The organism is Streptomyces megasporus (genome assembly GCF_000718985.1).
Taxonomy (GTDB): Bacteria; Actinomycetota; Actinomycetes; order Streptomycetales; family Streptomycetaceae; genus Streptomyces; species Streptomyces megasporus.
Genome location: NZ_JODL01000012.1, coordinates 197,991 through 212,987, shown reverse-complemented (window position 1 = coordinate 212,987; position 14,997 = coordinate 197,991). Strand labels below are relative to the sequence as shown.

At 70.9% G+C, this 14,997-nt stretch carries 11 protein-coding genes; 3 read left to right on the top strand and 8 right to left on the bottom strand.

Going from position 1 to position 14,997, the window contains the following annotated elements; genetic code table 11:
- Positions 1-96 precede the first annotated feature (96 nt).
- From IF47_RS0112970 to IF47_RS0112960, 3 genes are all read left to right on the top strand, one after another.
- Positions 97-1,311, top strand: a complete 1,215-nt coding sequence (locus IF47_RS0112970; protein WP_031508883.1) for a thiolase family protein — start codon at positions 97-99, stop codon at positions 1,309-1,311.
- On the top strand, positions 1,308-3,437 hold the full coding sequence (locus IF47_RS0112965) for a 3-hydroxyacyl-CoA dehydrogenase NAD-binding domain-containing protein (RefSeq protein WP_031508882.1): 2,130 nt from the start codon (positions 1,308-1,310) through the stop codon (positions 3,435-3,437). The genes IF47_RS0112970 and IF47_RS0112965 overlap by 4 nt, the downstream gene beginning before the upstream one ends.
- A gap of 86 nt (positions 3,438-3,523) precedes the next feature.
- The gene (locus IF47_RS0112960) at positions 3,524-3,892 is read left to right on the top strand and encodes a PIN domain-containing protein (RefSeq protein WP_031508881.1); all 369 of its coding nucleotides are present in this window, start codon (positions 3,524-3,526) and stop codon (positions 3,890-3,892) included.
- A 15-nt stretch (positions 3,893-3,907) separates the two neighbouring features.
- On the opposite strand, the gene IF47_RS0112955 is transcribed toward IF47_RS0112960, so the two are convergent.
- The 8 genes from IF47_RS0112955 to IF47_RS0112920 all read right to left on the bottom strand — a co-directional run bounded on the left by IF47_RS0112955 (position 3,908) and on the right by IF47_RS0112920 (position 14,952).
- Positions 3,908-5,479, bottom strand: coding sequence for a glycosyltransferase family 39 protein (locus IF47_RS0112955; RefSeq protein ID WP_078591792.1), 1,572 nt, complete (start codon positions 5,477-5,479; stop codon positions 3,908-3,910).
- Positions 5,480-5,537: 58 nt separating this feature from the next.
- Positions 5,538-7,475, bottom strand: a complete 1,938-nt coding sequence (gene dxs, locus IF47_RS0112950) for a 1-deoxy-D-xylulose-5-phosphate synthase (protein ID WP_031508879.1) — start codon at positions 7,473-7,475, stop codon at positions 5,538-5,540.
- A 196-nt stretch (positions 7,476-7,671) separates the two neighbouring features.
- The gene (locus tag IF47_RS0112945; RefSeq protein ID WP_031508878.1) at positions 7,672-8,958 is read right to left on the bottom strand and encodes a sugar ABC transporter permease; all 1,287 of its coding nucleotides are present in this window, start codon (positions 8,956-8,958) and stop codon (positions 7,672-7,674) included.
- Complete coding sequence (locus IF47_RS0112940; protein WP_078591788.1) at positions 8,955-9,743, bottom strand: ATP-binding cassette domain-containing protein; 789 nt, start codon at positions 9,741-9,743, stop codon at positions 8,955-8,957. Before IF47_RS0112940 ends, IF47_RS0112945 begins: the two co-directional genes overlap by 4 nt.
- Before the next feature lie 102 nt (positions 9,744-9,845).
- Entirely contained in the window at positions 9,846-10,955 is a 1,110-nt protein-coding gene (locus IF47_RS0112935) for an ABC transporter substrate-binding protein (RefSeq protein WP_031508876.1), read from the bottom strand.
- Between the two features lie 304 nt (positions 10,956-11,259).
- Positions 11,260-12,480 carry an ROK family transcriptional regulator gene (locus IF47_RS0112930; RefSeq protein WP_031508875.1) on the bottom strand — a complete coding sequence of 407 codons (1,221 nt, stop codon included), beginning with the start codon at positions 12,478-12,480 and terminating at the stop codon, positions 11,260-11,262.
- A 446-nt stretch (positions 12,481-12,926) separates the two neighbouring features.
- Positions 12,927-13,892 carry a carbohydrate ABC transporter permease gene (locus tag IF47_RS0112925; protein ID WP_078591787.1) on the bottom strand — a complete coding sequence of 322 codons (966 nt, stop codon included), beginning with the start codon at positions 13,890-13,892 and terminating at the stop codon, positions 12,927-12,929.
- Positions 13,893-13,914: 22 nt separating this feature from the next.
- Positions 13,915-14,952 carry a carbohydrate ABC transporter permease gene (locus IF47_RS0112920; RefSeq protein WP_078591786.1) on the bottom strand — a complete coding sequence of 346 codons (1,038 nt, stop codon included), beginning with the start codon at positions 14,950-14,952 and terminating at the stop codon, positions 13,915-13,917.
- Between the last annotated feature and the right edge of the window lie 45 nt (positions 14,953-14,997).

Sequence of the window (14,997 nt, the reverse complement as noted above, 5' to 3'; positions counted from 1 at the left end):
TAGCATTGATGGTGGGAAGGACGCCGTGTTCGGCGACCGCTGCTTCCCCGGGGGACGCACCCCCGGACCCCTGGCCGCATCTGGAGGAGAGCCAACGTGCCTCGTACCGCTAGGGACGTCGTCTTCGTCGACGGCGTTCGCACCCCGTTCGGCAAGGCGGGCCCGAAGGGCATCTACCACGAGACCCGCGCCGACGACCTGGTCGTCAAGTGCATCCGTGAGCTGCTTCGCCGCAACCCGAGCCTGCCCCCGGAGCGCATCGACGAGGTCGCCATCGCCGCGACGACCCAGATCGGCGACCAGGGCCTCACTCTCGGCCGCACCGCGGGCATCCTGGCCGGACTGCCGAACACGGTGCCCGGCTACTCCATCGACCGCATGTGCGCCGGCGCCATGACCGCCGTGACCACCACCTCCGGATCGATCGCCTTCGGCGCGTACGACGTCGTCGTCGCGGGCGGTGTCGAGCACATGGGCCGTCACCCGATGGGCGAGGGCGTGGACCCCAACCCGCGCTTCGTCTCCGAGAAGCTGGTCGACCAGTCCGCCCTGTTCATGGGCATGACGGCGGAGAACATCCACGACCGCTTCCCGCGGCTGACCAAGGAGCGCGCCGACGAGTACGCGGTGCGCAGCCAGGAGAAGGCCGCCAAGGCGTACGCCGACGGCAAGATCCAGGCCGACCTGGTGCCGGTCGCCGTCCGCCGCACCACCGAAGAGGGCGGGGAGACCGGCTGGGGCCTGGCCACGGCCGACGAGCCGATGCGCCCGGGCACCACCCTGGAGCAGCTCGCCGGGCTGAAGACCCCCTTCCGCACCCACGGTCGGGTCACCGCCGGCAACGCCGCGGGCCTCAACGACGGTGCCACCGCCTCCCTGCTCGCCGCCGAGGACGTGGCGCGGGAGCTGGAGCTGCCGGTCAAGATGCGCCTGGTCTCCTACGCCTTCGCCGGTGTGGAGCCGGAGGTCATGGGCATCGGCCCGATCCCCTCCACCGAGAAGGCACTGGCCAAGGCCGGCCTGTCGATCGGCGACATCGGCCTGTTCGAGATCAACGAGGCGTTCGCCGTCCAGGTGCTGTCCTTCCTGGACCACTACGGCATCGCCGACGACGACCCGCGCGTCAACCAGTACGGCGGCGCCATCGCGTTCGGCCACCCGCTGGCCTCGTCGGGCGTCCGCCTGATGACGCAGCTCGCGCGGCAGTTCGAGGAGCAGCCGCACGTCCGCTACGGCCTGACCACCATGTGCGTCGGTTTCGGCATGGGCGGCACCGTGATCTGGGAGAACCCCCACTGGGAGGGCAAGTGAGCACCACCGCTGAACTTCTGAAGGGCGCCGCCGAGCTCTTCCCCGACGAGGTCGTCACCAGCGCGCACGTACGCCACCTCGACCTCCCCCAGGGCGCCGGCCGGTTCGCGCTGATCACCCTGGACAACGGGTTCGACCACACCAAGCCCACCACTCTCGGCCCGCAGTCGCTGGTCAACCTGGACAAGGCGATCGACCAGGTCGAGGCCGAGGCCGCCAAGGGCGAGATCGTCGGCGTCGGCGTCACCGGCAAGCCGTTCGTCTTCGCCGTCGGCGCCGACCTCAAGGGCGTGGAGGTCATCAAGCGCCGCGAGGAGGCGCTGGCCATCGGCAAGGGCGGCCACGACATCTTCAAGCGGCTGTCGTCCCTGGCCGTGCCGACCTTCGCGTACTACAACGGCGCGGCGATGGGCGGCGGCGTCGAGATCGGTCTGCACTGCACCTACCGCACCGTCTCGCGGGCCATCCCCGCCTTCTCCCTGCCCGAGGTCTTCCTCGGCCTGGTCCCCGGCTGGGGCGGCTGCACCCTGCTGCCGAACCTGATCGGCGCCGACCGCGCGATCTCGGTGATCATCGAGAACTCCCTCAACCAGAACAAGCAGCTCAAGGGCGCGCAGGTCCACGAACTGGGCATCGCCGACGCCCTCTTCGACGGCGCCGACTTCCTGGAGCAGTCCCTGATCTGGACCGCCTCGGTGCTCCGCGGCGAGATCGAGATCGACCGTCCGGACGTCGACCGCGGCGAGGCCTGGGACCAGGCCGTCGCCCGCGGACGCGGCATCGCCGACTCCAAGGTGCACGGGGCGGCCCCGGCCGCGTACCGCGCGCTGGACATCATCGCGGCGGCCAAGAACGGCGACCTGCGTCAGGGCTTCGCGGCCGAGGACGAGGCGCTGGCCGACCTGATCATGAGCGACGAGCTGCGCAGCGGCCTGTACGCCTTCAACCTGGTGAACAAGCGCGCCAAGCGGCCCGTCGGCGCCCCCGACAAGTCGCTGGCCCGCCCGGTCACCAAGGTCGGCGTCGTCGGCGCGGGCCTGATGGCCTCGCAACTGGCGCTGCTGTTCGTCCGCCGTCTGGAGGTGCCGGTCGTCCTGACCGACATCGACCAGGAGCGGATCGACAAGGGCGTCGCCTACGTCCACGAGGAGATCGACAAGCTCCTGCTCAAGGGCCGGGTCAACCAGGACAAGGCCAACCGTCTCAAGGCCCTGGTCACCGGCGCGCTGGACAAGGCCGAGGCCTTCTCGGACGCCGACTTCGTGATCGAGGCCGTCTTCGAGGAGATGGGCGTCAAGCAGCAGGTGTTCGCCGAGGTCGAGGCGGTCGTGCCCGAGCACGCCATCCTCGCCACCAACACCTCCTCGCTGTCGGTCACCGAGATGGCGAGCAAGCTCAAGCACCCCGAGCGGGTCGTGGGCTTCCACTTCTTCAACCCGGTCGCCATCCTGCCGCTGCTGGAGATCGTCCGCGCCGAGCAGACCGACGACGCCTCGCTGGCGACGGCCTTCGCGGTCGCCAAGTCGCTGAAGAAGACGGCCGTTCTGGTCAAGGACGCCCCGGCGTTCGTCGTCAACCGCATCCTCACCCGCTTCCTGGGCGAGGTGCTGCGCTCCATCGACGAGGGCACCCCCGTCGACGTCGCCGACCGCGCGCTGGCCCCGCTCGGCCTGCCCATGTCGCCGATCGTGCTGCTGGAGCTGGTCGGCCCGGCGGTCGCCCACCACGTGGCGGGCACCCTCAACGCCGCGTTCCCCGACCGCTTCGGCGTCTCGGAGAACCTCGGCCGCATCGTCGAGGCGGGCAAGCGCACCCTGTACGTGTACGACTCCGGCAAGCCGGAGCTGGACCCGGAGGTCGCCGCCCTCTTCGAGACCGGCGACACCGTCCTGACGGAGGAGCAGGTCCGCGAGCGCGCCCTGAACGCGATCGCCGAGGAGATCCGCCTGATGCTCGACGAGGGCGTGGTGGCCGAGGCGCAGGACGTCGACCTGTGCCTGATCACCGGTGCCGGCTGGCCCTTCCACCTGGGCGGCATCACGCCGTACCTGGACCGCGAGGGCGTCTCCGAGCGCGTCACCGGCAAGCGGTTCCTCCAGCCGGGCGTCGCGAGCGTCCCGCGCTGACCGCACCCCGCTTCCGAGGGCGCCCGCCCGCACACGGGTGTGCGGGCGGGCGCCCTCGCACCGTGCGGGCATGACACCCTGGGGCCATGCGTGAGCGCACTCTCCTGGTCGTGGACGCCGCCAACGTCGTCGGCTCGGTGCCCGACGGGTGGTGGCGGGACCGGCACGGCGCGGCCGAACGGCTGCGGGACCGGCTCGCGGCCCGCGCGGAGCGCGGGGACGGGGGCGGCGGGGAGGAGATCGTCCTGGTGGTGGAGGGCGCGGCGCGCGCGGTGACCTCCGTGCCCGGCGTACGGGTGGTGGCCGCCCCGGGCGACGGGGACGACAGGATCGTGGAGCTGGTGGCGGCCGAGGGGCCGGGGCGGCGCTGCGTGGTGGTCACCGCCGACCGGGAGCTGCGCGCGCGGGTGACGGAGCTGGGCGCCGAGGTGGTCGGGCCCCGCTCCGTCCGCTGAGCCCGCCCCGGCCCCTCACCCCTCGGGTCGCAGGACGTACACCACCGCGCCGTCCACCCGCTCCGCCTGCTCGTAGTGCGCCGCGAGGACGGAGCGCAGGACCGGCATCCGGGACGGGCCGTAGGGCTTGCCGCGCGAGTCGTCGATGATCACCTTCGGCGGGTCCCCGGTCAGTTCGGCGTGGAAGATCCGCTCGCTCCCCTCGACGCCGTACCGCGGGCCCACGCGCGTCCCGTCCCGTCCGCCGCTGTAGTTGGTGAGCAGCCCGGCGGTGAGGTAGCGGCTGGCCGGGGCGCGGTCGGCGAACCAGTAGCCCTCCGGGTGCATGCCCCAGATCAGCACCTTCTCGTCCGGCGCGGCGTGTTCCCGCGCGGCGGCGGCCACCCGCCGGGCGTGCTCCAGCTCGCTGTCGTCCGCCACGGCCGTCCAGCCCAGGAACACCGAGCACGACAGCGCGCAGCACAGCGCCGAGGTGCGCAGCCGGTTGGCGGGCAGCAGGCGCAGGGCGCCGGTGGCCAGCAGGACCAGCGGCGGCAGGAGCTGGAGGTAGTAGTGCCCGAAGAAGTGGAAGCCGACGAGCACGGCGATCGCGGACGCCGCCGACCAGACCCACACATCGGCCGTCAGGACGCGGCGCCGCTCCGGCGGCCGGCTCCGCAACACCGTCACCAGCGGCACCAGCAGTCCGACGCACCCCGCGGCGACGACGGCGGTGTTGCCCAGGGCCCGGCCGAGCACGTGCAGCTCGGAACCGGTGAGGGAGGCGTACGAACCGGAGCCGGTGACCGTCCAGAACAGGAAGCCCCTCCAGCCCGTGGCCAGCGCCACCGCCACGACGGGCGCCGCGACGCCGGCGGCGAGCCGGGCGGACGCCGCCCGCCGCTCCCGGCCGCGCGGCACCGAACGCCGCAGCAGGTACGCCACGGGCAGCAGCACGGCGCCACCCGTCTGCTTCACCAGGAAGGCCCCGGCGACCGCGAGCCCGGCCGCCCCCCAACGGCGGCGGTCGGCGCACCACACGGCGGCGGCCGTGAACGGCAGCGTGAAGATCTCGAAATTGGCCGCCTGGGCGTCCTCGGGGGCGAGGCAGACCGACACCGGCACGTAGAGCAGCCCGGCCGTCCAGCCGGCCCGTTCGCCCCAGCGGCGGCGGGCGATGGAGGCCAACAGGGCGGCCGTCGCCGCCACCGCCACCACGGCGGCGGCCCTCAGCGGCCACAGCGACTCGTCGCCGAAGACGGCGAACGCCCCCTGGTACAGCCAGGGCAGCAGCGGCGGCTTGCGGTCCACGACGGTGTCGTAGAGCACGCCGCCGTCCGCGAGCATCCGTGCCTGGGTGGCGAGGAAGCCCTCGTCGGGGTTCCACACCGGGCGCAGGAAGGACGGGACGCGGGTGAGCGCGGCCAGCGCCAGGAGCACCGGCAGCAGGACCGGCCAGAACGGCCGCGGACGCTCGGCGGACCGGCCCGGCAGCGGAGGACGGGCGCCGACTCCGTTCGGGTGACGGAAGCGGGACTTCGGCCCCCGGACGGCCGTCCGCGCCGGCTCCCGCCCCGTGGCGCGCGGCGGCTCGGCGGCTGTGGACATGGGCGCGACCTGTCCGTCGGTCCGCCCGGCCCCGGCGGGGCCGGGCGGACCGACGGTGTCAGTCGAGGCCGGCCTCCGCGGTGCGCCCGGCACCGCTCGCACCGGCGTAGCGGCCGTCGAGTTTGGCGACGAGCCCGGTGACCTGACGGGCGATGTCCGGGGCCGTCAGGCCGATCTCGGCGAGCACCTCGTTCCGGGAGGCGTGGTCCAGGAACCTCGGCGGGATGCCGAAGTCGCGCAGCGGCACGTCCACGCCCGCGTCGCGCAGTGCCTGCGCGATCGCCGAACCGACGCCGCCCACGCGGATGTTGTCCTCCACGGTGACGACGACGCGGTGCCGGTCGGCCAGCGACGGCAGCGCCTCGTCGACCGGCTTGACCCAGCGCGGGTCCACCACGGTGGTGGAGATGCCCTGCTTGTCGAGGAGGTCGGCGACCTCCAGGCACATCGGGGCCAGCGCGCCGACGGAGACCAGCAGCACGTCGGGCCGCTCGCCGTCCTCCAGTGCCGGCTCGCGGAGCACGTCCATGCCGCCGACCGTGCCGACCGCCGCCACCGCCGGCCCGACCGCGCCCTTGGAGAAGCGGACGACGGTCGGGGCGTCGTCGACGTCGACCGCCTCGCGGAGTTGGGCGCGCAGTTGGTCGGCGTCGCGCGGCGCGGCGATCCGCAGGCCGGGGACGACCTGGAGGATCGACATGTCCCACATGCCGTTGTGGGAGGCGCCGTCGGTGCCGGTGACGCCGGCCCGGTCCAGGACGAAGGTCACCCCGCACTTGTGCAGGGCGACGTCCATCAGCACCTGGTCGAAGGCCCGGTTGAGGAAGGTGGCGTAGACGGCGAAGACCGGGTGGAGCCCGCCGGTGGCGAGCCCGGCCGCCGAGACGGCGCCGTGCTGCTCGGCGATGCCCACGTCGTAGACGCGGTCGGGGAAGGTGTCGGCGAACTTCTGCAAACCCACCGGCTGGAGCATCGCGGCGGTGATGGCGACGATGTCGGGGCGCTCGTGGCCGAGCTTGACCATCTCCTCCCCGAAGACCGAGGTCCAGTCCAGGCCGGCGGCCGACACCGGCAGGCCCGTGTCGGGGTGGATGACGCCGACGGCGTGGAAGCGGTCGGCCTCGTCCTGGACGGCCGGCTGGTAGCCGCGCCCCTTCTCCGTCAGGCAGTGGACGATCACCGGGCCGTTGAAGCGCTTGGCGCGGGCCAGGGCGGACTCCAGGGCCGCTATGTCGTGACCGTCGATGGGGCCGACGTACTTCAGCCCCAGGTCCTCGAACATGCCCTGCGGGGCGATGACGTCCTTGATGCCCTTCTTGGCGCCGTGCAGGGTCTCGTACAGCGGCCTGCCGACGACCGGGGTGCGGTTGAGGATGTCCTTGCTGCGGGCGAGGAAGCGCTCGTAGCCGTCGGTGGTGCGCAACGTGGCCAGGTGGTTGGCCAGACCGCCGATGGTGGGGGCGTAGGAGCGCTCGTTGTCGTTGACCACGATCACCAGGGGGCGGTCCTTGGCCGCGGCGATGTTGTTCAGCGCCTCCCAGGCCATGCCCCCGGTCAGGGCGCCGTCGCCGATGACCGCGACGACGTGGTCCTTCACTCCCCTCACCTGATTGGCCTTGGCCAGGCCGTCGGCCCAGCCCAGCACCGTCGAGGCGTGGCTGTTCTCGATGACGTCGTGCTCGGACTCGGCCCGCGAGGGGTAGCCGGAGAGGCCCCCTTTGGCGCGGAGCCCGGAGAAGTCCTGCCGCCCGGTGAGCAGCTTGTGCACGTAGCTCTGGTGTCCGGTGTCGAAGAGGACCTTGTCCCGAGGCGAGTCGAAGACCCTGTGCAGGGCGATGGTCAGCTCGACCACGCCCAGGTTGGGCCCCAGGTGGCCGCCTGTCTTCGAGACCGCGTCCACGAGGAAGGTCCGGATCTCCCGAGCGAGCTGATCGAGCTGTTCGGGGGCGAGCCGGTCGAGATCTCGCGGTCCCGTGATGCGGGTCAGCAGAGCCACCCGTGCCTCCTTGCTGGTCGAGCCGTACGGGCCTGTGCCGATCCGATGAGTCTAATGTTCCCCTCGCGGCGGCGTACGGCGGCCGGCGCGTTCCCCGCCCCGCGCGGCCCCCGGCGGCTCCCACACGTCCGGTGCCGGGCTCCCCGCGGGGGGAACCCGGCACCGGACGGGACGGTGAGGGCGCGAGGCCGGTGCGTCAGCCGCGGCCCGCGGACCGTTGGGTGCGGCGGGAGACCGAGTCGATGACGACCGCGGCCAGCAGCACGGCACCCGTGATCATGTACTGGACCGCGGCGGCGATGCCCAGCAGGGCCATGCCGTTGGCGATCGAGCCGATGACCAGCATGCCGAGCAGGGCGGACCACACGTTGCCGCGGCCACCGAAGAGGCTGGTGCCGCCGATGACCGCCGCGGCGATGGCCTCCATCAGCAGGTTGCCGGTGCCGGCGCCCTGGTTGGCGGCCAGGATGCGGGAGGCGATCATCAGTCCGCCGAAGGCGGCCATGGTGCCCGCGATGGAGAACACCGAGATGCGGACGAGTTCGACGTTGATGCCGGCTCGGCGCGCCGCCTCGGTGTTGCCGCCCAGCGCGAAGACCTTGCGGCCGTAGGAGGTGCGCCGCAGCAGGAAGTCCAGCGCCACCAGCACGACCAGGAAGATCAGCAGCGCCAGCGGCATGCCCTTGTACTGGTTGAGCATGTGGGCGGCGCCGAAGGCGAGCACGGCCAGCAGCGCGGTGCGGACCACGATCTCGCTCACCGGGCGGGAGGGGATGCCCCCCGCCGCCCGGCGCCGGGCGCCGAGGAACTGGACGACGAAGAAGACGCCCACCGCGACCGCCGCGGTGCCGTAGGCGACGGCGATCTCGGCGAAGTAGTGGTTGGAGAGGGTGCCGACCAGGCTGTCGTCCCGCAGGTTGATGGTGCCGGTGGTGCCGAGCACCTTCAGCATCAGGCCGTTCCAGGCGAGCAGGCCGGCGAGGGTGACGACGAAGGCGGGGACGCCGATCTTCGCGAAGAAGAAACCGTGGAGGGCTCCGACCACCGCGCCGGTGAGCAGGGCCGCGAGGACCGCCACCCACTCGGTCACGCCGTTGTTGACGGCGAGCACGGCGAAGATGGCCGAGGCCAGACCGCTGACCGAGCCGACCGACAGGTCGATCTCGCCGAGCAGCAGCACGAAGACGATGCCGACGGATATCAGTCCGGTGCCGACGATGTAGACCGACAGGTTGGACAGGTTCTCCGCCGAGAGGAAGGCCGAGTCCATCGACTGGAAGATGGCCCAGATGATGATCAGGCCGACGACGACCGGGACGGAGCCCAGCTCGCCGGAGCGCATCTTCCGCTTGAAGTCGGTCCAGTAGCCGGTGAGGCCCTCCTCGCGCACCAGCAGCCGCGGGTCGACGGCGACGGTGGCGCCCTTGGCCGGGGCGGCGTCGGCCGGGGCCTTTGGGGTCTTGGAAAGGTTGGTCTCGGTCACGACTGGCTCCCCGCGGTACGCGCCTTGCGGCGGGTCACGGCGTTGTCCGTGGCGCCGGTGATGGCGGAGATGATCTCTTCCTGCGATGTGCTCCCGACGTCGAAGACGCCGTTGTTGCGGCCGAGTCGGAGCACCGCCACCTTGTCGGCGACCGCCTTGACGTCCGCCATGTTGTGGCTGATGAGGATGACGGCGAGGCCGCGCTCGCGCAGCCGTTCAACCAGATCGAGCACCTGGGCGGTCTGCTCGACGCCGAGGGCGGCGGTGGGCTCGTCGAGGATGACGAGCTTGGGCTCGCCCAGCATCGAGCGGGCGATCGCGACGGTCTGCCGCTGACCGCCGGAGAGCGAGGCGATGGGGATGCGGACGCTGGGGATGCGGATCGACAGGGTGTCGAGCAGCTCCCGGGCGCGGCGCTCCATCTCGATCTCGTCGAGCACGCCGGCGCGCATGATCTCGCGACCGAGGAACAGGTTGCCGACGACATCGAGGTTGTCGCACAGGGCGAGGTCCTGGTACACGGTCGCGATGCCCAACTCCTGGGCGTCGTGCGGCCGGTTGACCTCGACGGACCTGCCCTGCCACTCGAAGACGCCCTCGTCCGCCGGGCTGACGCCGGCGATCGTCTTGACGAGGGTGGACTTTCCGGCGCCGTTGTCGCCCACGAGGGCGACGACCTCGCCGGCGTGGACCTCCAGGTCGACATCGGTGAGCGCCTGAACGGCACCGAAGCGCTTGGAGATTCCGCGCAACGCCAGTACAGGCGTAGCGGACACGTGAACCAACTCCTAGAAGAGCACGAGGGGGTGACCGGCCGGTGCCCGCGCCTCCGGCGGGGTGGGAGGGGGCGCGGGCACCGGCGGGGCCGGGGGGACGGACCGGACCGCTTACTTCAGGCCGGCCTTCTCACACGCCTTCTCGTACTCGGGCGTGCAGATCTCCTCCACCGTGTAGAGACCGTCCTTGACGACGGTGTCCTTGAGGTTGTCCACGGTCACCGCGATCGGCTCGATCAGGGTCGCGGGAACGTCCTTGGCGGTGGCGCTGTCGACGGTGGTCTCCGTCTTGGGGTCCTCGCCGCGGGCGAGGGCCACGGCCATCTCGGCGGCGGCGTGGGCCTCGGGCTTGAACGGCTTGTAGACCGTCATGAACTGCTCACCGGAGACGATGCGCTGAACACCCGCCAGCTCGGCGTCCTGACCGGTGACCGGCGGCAGCGGGTCGACGCCGGCGCTCTTGAGCGCGGTGATGATGCCGCCCGCCATGCCGTCGTTGGCGGAGTAGACGCCGACGATGTTCTTCTTGCCCAGAGAGGCGATGGCGCCGCTCATGTTCTTGTTGGCCTCTTCGGGCTTCCAGCCGGTGGTGTCGTAGGACTTGCCCACCTTGACGTTGCCGTCGAGGACGGACTTGGCGCCCTTCTTGAACTGGGCGGCGTTGGGGTCGGTCGGCGACCCGTTCATCATGACGATCTGGCCGTCCTTGGCCTTGTCGCCGAGCTTCTCCAGCAGGGCCTCGCCCTGGACCTGGCCGACCTTCTCGTTGTCGAAGGAGGTGTAGGCGGAGATCGGCCCCTCGGCGAGACGGTCGTAGGCGACGACGGGGATGCCCGCGTCGGCGGCCTTCTTGACCGAACCCGCGATGGACTTGGCGTCCACCGCGTCCAGGATGATCGCGTCGACCTTCTTGGTGACCATCGAGTTCATCTGCTGCTGCTGGGTCGACGCGTCTTCCTTGGCGTTGACGTAGCTGACCTTGCAGTCGGGGCACAGCTCCTTGATCTTCGCTTCGATCAGGGGCTTGTCGAAGTTCTCGTAGCGGGCCGTCTGGTCCTCCGGCAGCAGCAGGCCGATGGTCAGCGGGCCGTCCTTCTTCTTCTCGCCGCCGCCCGAGCCGTTGCCGTCTCCGGCCTCCTTCGCGCTGCCACAGGCGGCGAGCGAGACGGCCATGGCGGTCGCGGCCATGGCCACAGCGGCACGGCGCAGTTGCGTGTTCATCCAAGAACCTCCCTGACGAGGCCGCGTCACTGCGGCCGAGGTGGCAGGAAGTCAACTCGGAGTGACCACTGCCGTCAAGAAGTAAATACTTAACGAGAATGCAACGATGCCTTGCGTGAACAAAGTGAACGCAGAGTGGCAGTGAGAGCGCTCTCGGGCCCATTCTGGCGGCTTCCATGCCCAGTCCGACGCCTGTTTCTTCGGACAGGCGTCTCGGATAGGCGTCGGCCGTTCACCGTCACCGTCCCCGCGGGGACGGTGACGGTGAACGGCCGACGAGGCGGAGGGAACCCGGGGAGAGGACTCAGGCCCCCGCGGACGCGGCGACCGCGGGTACGGTGCCCACACCGTTCAGCGAGCCGTCCAACAGCGTCGAATCGCCCATCTCGCTCAGCACCAGCGCCAGCGCGCCCAGCACCTCCGCGCGTCCGCCGAGGGCCCCGGGGACCGCCGTCAACTGCCTGGCCGCGCTGGGGATGGCGTATCGGGAGACGGAGTCGCGGATCGGGTCGAGCACCAGCTCGCCGGCCTCGGCGAGATCGCCGCCGAGCACCACCCTGCTGGGGTTGAGCAGGTTGCAGAGGTTGGCGACGCCGCTGCCCACGTGCCGCCCGATGTCGGCGACCACCCGACGGCAGCCCGGGTCGCCCGCGCGGGCGAGCCGCACCATCTCGGTCATGGTCAGCTCGGGACCGTGGCTGGGGCGCAGCAGGGGCAGGACGTAGGGGGCCGCGGTGAACGTCTCCAGGCAGCCCCGGTTGCCGCAGCGGCACACCGGGCCGGACTCGTCCAGGGTGATGTGGCCGATCTCCCCCGCCGTGCCACCGGGACCGCGGTAGATCTGCCCGTTGATCACCAGCCCCGCGCCCACACCGCTGGCGACCTTGATGTACGCCAGGTCCCGCGCGCCGCGTCCGCTGCCCCACACCAGCTCTCCGAGGGCGCCGAGGTTGGCGTCGTTGTCGACGTGGACCTGGACGCCGAGCCGCGCGGCCATCTCCTCGCGCGGGTTGGCCCCGGCCCAGCCCGGCAGGATGGCGGTCGAGCCCAGCGCCCCGGTCTCGACGTCGATCGGGCCGGGGACGCCCAGGCCCATCCCGATGACCTTCTCGCGGCCGAAGCCGGTCGAGGCGATCAGCCGCTCGACGAGCTGTTCGGCCCGGTCGAAGCCCTGGGAGGCGGAGACGTCCACGTCGAACGGCTCGGCCTCCTCGGCCAGCACCTGGTGGGCCAGGTTGCCGACGGCCACCCGCAGGTGCGAGTGACCGAAGTCGACGCCGACGACGATCCCGGCGTCGCCGGAGAGCGAGACGCTGCGGGCCCGGCGACCGCCGGCGGAGGTCGGGGTGACCTCGACCGTGCCGTTGTCCCTCAGCTCTCGGACGATGTTGGAGACCGTGGCGGCCGACAGTCCGGTGGTCCGGGCGATCTCCGCCTGGGTGAGCGAGCCCGCCATGCGCACGGCCCGTACCACCCGTTCCAGATTGGCCCGGTGCAGCGAGGACTGCGACCCCGGAGTCTCCACGACTCATCCACTCCCGCCTCGACGGGAGGCTCGACCACCCACCCGTCGGTCGCACCGCGCCAACGGGGTGCGACTTGTCTCCAACACGTGAACTCTAAGAACAGCCCGAAGCGTTATCTCCCGTCAAGACCTTGAGCGGGGTGAACACTGGGAAACCGATCATTCCACGGAGAGTCACCGCCTGGACGGCGCGAGGCGGCCACCGGGCGTCCGGTGGCCGCCTCGCGCGGGCGAAGTGCGGATGAACGGAGCGAAGGAGCCGTAAAACCCGAGGGCGGAACGATTCCCCGCCCGGTGCCGCCGGCATACGGAGACCCCGATGCCCTCGGGGTGCCGAGGACATCGGGGCTCCCGAGTCTCTCGGGGTCCCCGGGGTGAGTCTCCGGGGTGGGCCTCCGGGGTCCGGGGTGCCTGTGGTCTTCGGGTCTCCGTGGCTCCTCGGGGCGTTACTTCAACGCCCCGGCCGTCAGACCGGCCTGCACCTGTCGCTGGAAGACGACGTAGACGACCAGGATGGGCAGCACGGCCAGCGTGAGCCCCGCGAACAGACCGCCCCAGTTGCCGCGGTAGCCCGTCTGGGCGGCGAGGTTGGCCAGGCCCTGGGTGAGGACGTAGCGGTCGGCGTCCCCGACGTGCACCACCTGGGGGATCAGGTACTGGTTCCACTGCCCCAGGAAGTTGAAGATCCCCACGCTTATCAGGCCGGGCTTGGCCATCGGCAGCATGACCTGGAAGAAGATCCGGCTCTGCGAGGCGCCGTCGATCTCCGCCGCCTCCGTGATCGACGTGGGCAGGGTGCGGAAGAAGGCCGACATGAAGAAGACGGTGAACGGCAGCGAGTAGGCGATGTAGACCAGGATCAGGCCGTGGTAGGTGTCCAGCAGCGCGAAGTTCTCCATCACGAAGAACAGCGGCACCAGGGCGACGATGATCGGGAACGCCATCCCGCCGACGAACAGGAAGTAGACCACCCGGTTGCCGGGGAAGTCGTAGCGGGCCAGGACGTAGGCCACCATCGAGCCCAGCAGCATGGTGCCGATCACCGAGCCGCCCACCACGATCGCCGAGTTGATCGTGTACTGGCCGATGTTCGCCTCGTTCCAGGCGAAGGACCAGTTCTCCCAGTGCAGCCTCGTCGGCAGCGACCAGGGGTCCTCCAGGATGGCGCCGGAGGACTTGAAGGAGTTCATCACCGCCCACAGCAGGGGCCCGAGGGCCATCACGGCCCACAGGACCAGGAAGGCGTGCGAGAAGACGTTGAGGGTGCGGCCCCCGCCGTCTCCCCCGGCACGCCCGCCGTTCCCGCCGGGCGTGCCGGGAGCGGCCGGGCCGGTCGTGCCCTTGGTGAGGGCCGCGGCGGTCTTCTCGGGGTCTCCCGGGCGGAGGGAGGGAGACGGTTCGGCAGTGGTCATGGCTGGTTCTCCCGCTGGCCTGTCAGAACTCGATCCGGTCCTTGCTCCGCCCGAACGCCATCGCCGCCACGGAGAAGATCATGGTGACGATCAGCAGGGCCACGGCGACGGCGGTCGCGTAGCCCGCCTGGCCGTCCATGAACGCCTTGTTGTAGAGGTAGAGCGGCGCGACGATGGTCGAGTAGTCGGGACCACCCGGGCCCACCGTGAGGATGTGCACCACGGCGAAGGCGTCGAGCGCCATGATCCCCATGTACACCCAGCCGGTCTGCACGGTGTCGCGCATCAGCGGCAGCGTGACGCGGAAGAACGTGGTCACCCGGTTGGCGCCGTCCAGCAGTGCCGCCTCGTAGATCTCCTTGGGGATCGAGCCCATGGCGGCGGAGAAGAGCACCACGTAGAAGCCGACGTTCGCCCACACCATCACGATCACGACGCACCAGAAGGCCATCTGCGGGTCGCCCAGCCAGGTCTCGCTGAGCCACTCCCGCTGCCAGTCCTCCAGTCCGAGGGCCGTGAAGATGCCGTTGAGCAGGCCGCCCGCCGGGTTGAAGATGTACTTCCACAGCACCACGACGATCGCGATCGACAGGGCCTGCGGGAAGAAGTAGACGATCTTGTAGAAGTGCGAGCCGCGGACCCCGGAGACCGCCTCGCCCTTCCTGTGCCGGCCGCCGACGTTGAGCATGAAGGCGAAGAACAGGCCCAGGCCCAGGGTGATGACCGGCAGGACCAACAGCAGCAGGACGTTGTGCCACAGCGCCTTGTGGAAGATGTCGTCTTCCATCAGGCGCTCGAAGTTGTCCAGGCCGACGAAGGCGAAGTCGCTGCTGAGGCCCGTCCAGTCGGTCAGCGAGTAGTAGAACGTCTGGAAGAAGGGCGACACGACCAGGACGCCGTAGAGCACCAGCGGCACCACGAGGAATCCCGCGATGAACCGGTACTTCAGGTAGGTCCGGTAGTGCGGGGAGGCACGGAACCCGTCCCTCTTGTCTCCGTTCCCCGTCGGTGGTGCCGGCTCCTTGGTGGCCTCGGCCACCGTACGGCTGTCACTGGCCATGCCGCCTACGTCCCATCTCCGTGTCCCCGGTTGTCCCGGTGTGGC

Coding starts and splice junctions, on each gene's coding strand:
- IF47_RS0112960 (WP_031508881.1), top strand. CDS start 3,524: ATGCGTGAGCGCACTCTCCTGGTCGTGGACGCCGCCAACGTCGTCGGC.
- IF47_RS0112955 (WP_078591792.1), bottom strand. CDS start 5,479: ATGTCCACAGCCGCCGAGCCGCCGCGCGCCACGGGGCGGGAGCCGGCG.
- IF47_RS0112935 (WP_031508876.1), bottom strand. CDS start 10,955: ATGAACACGCAACTGCGCCGTGCCGCTGTGGCCATGGCCGCGACCGCC.
- IF47_RS0112925 (WP_078591787.1), bottom strand. CDS start 13,892: ATGACCACTGCCGAACCGTCTCCCTCCCTCCGCCCGGGAGACCCCGAG.
- IF47_RS0112920 (WP_078591786.1), bottom strand. CDS start 14,952: ATGGCCAGTGACAGCCGTACGGTGGCCGAGGCCACCAAGGAGCCGGCA.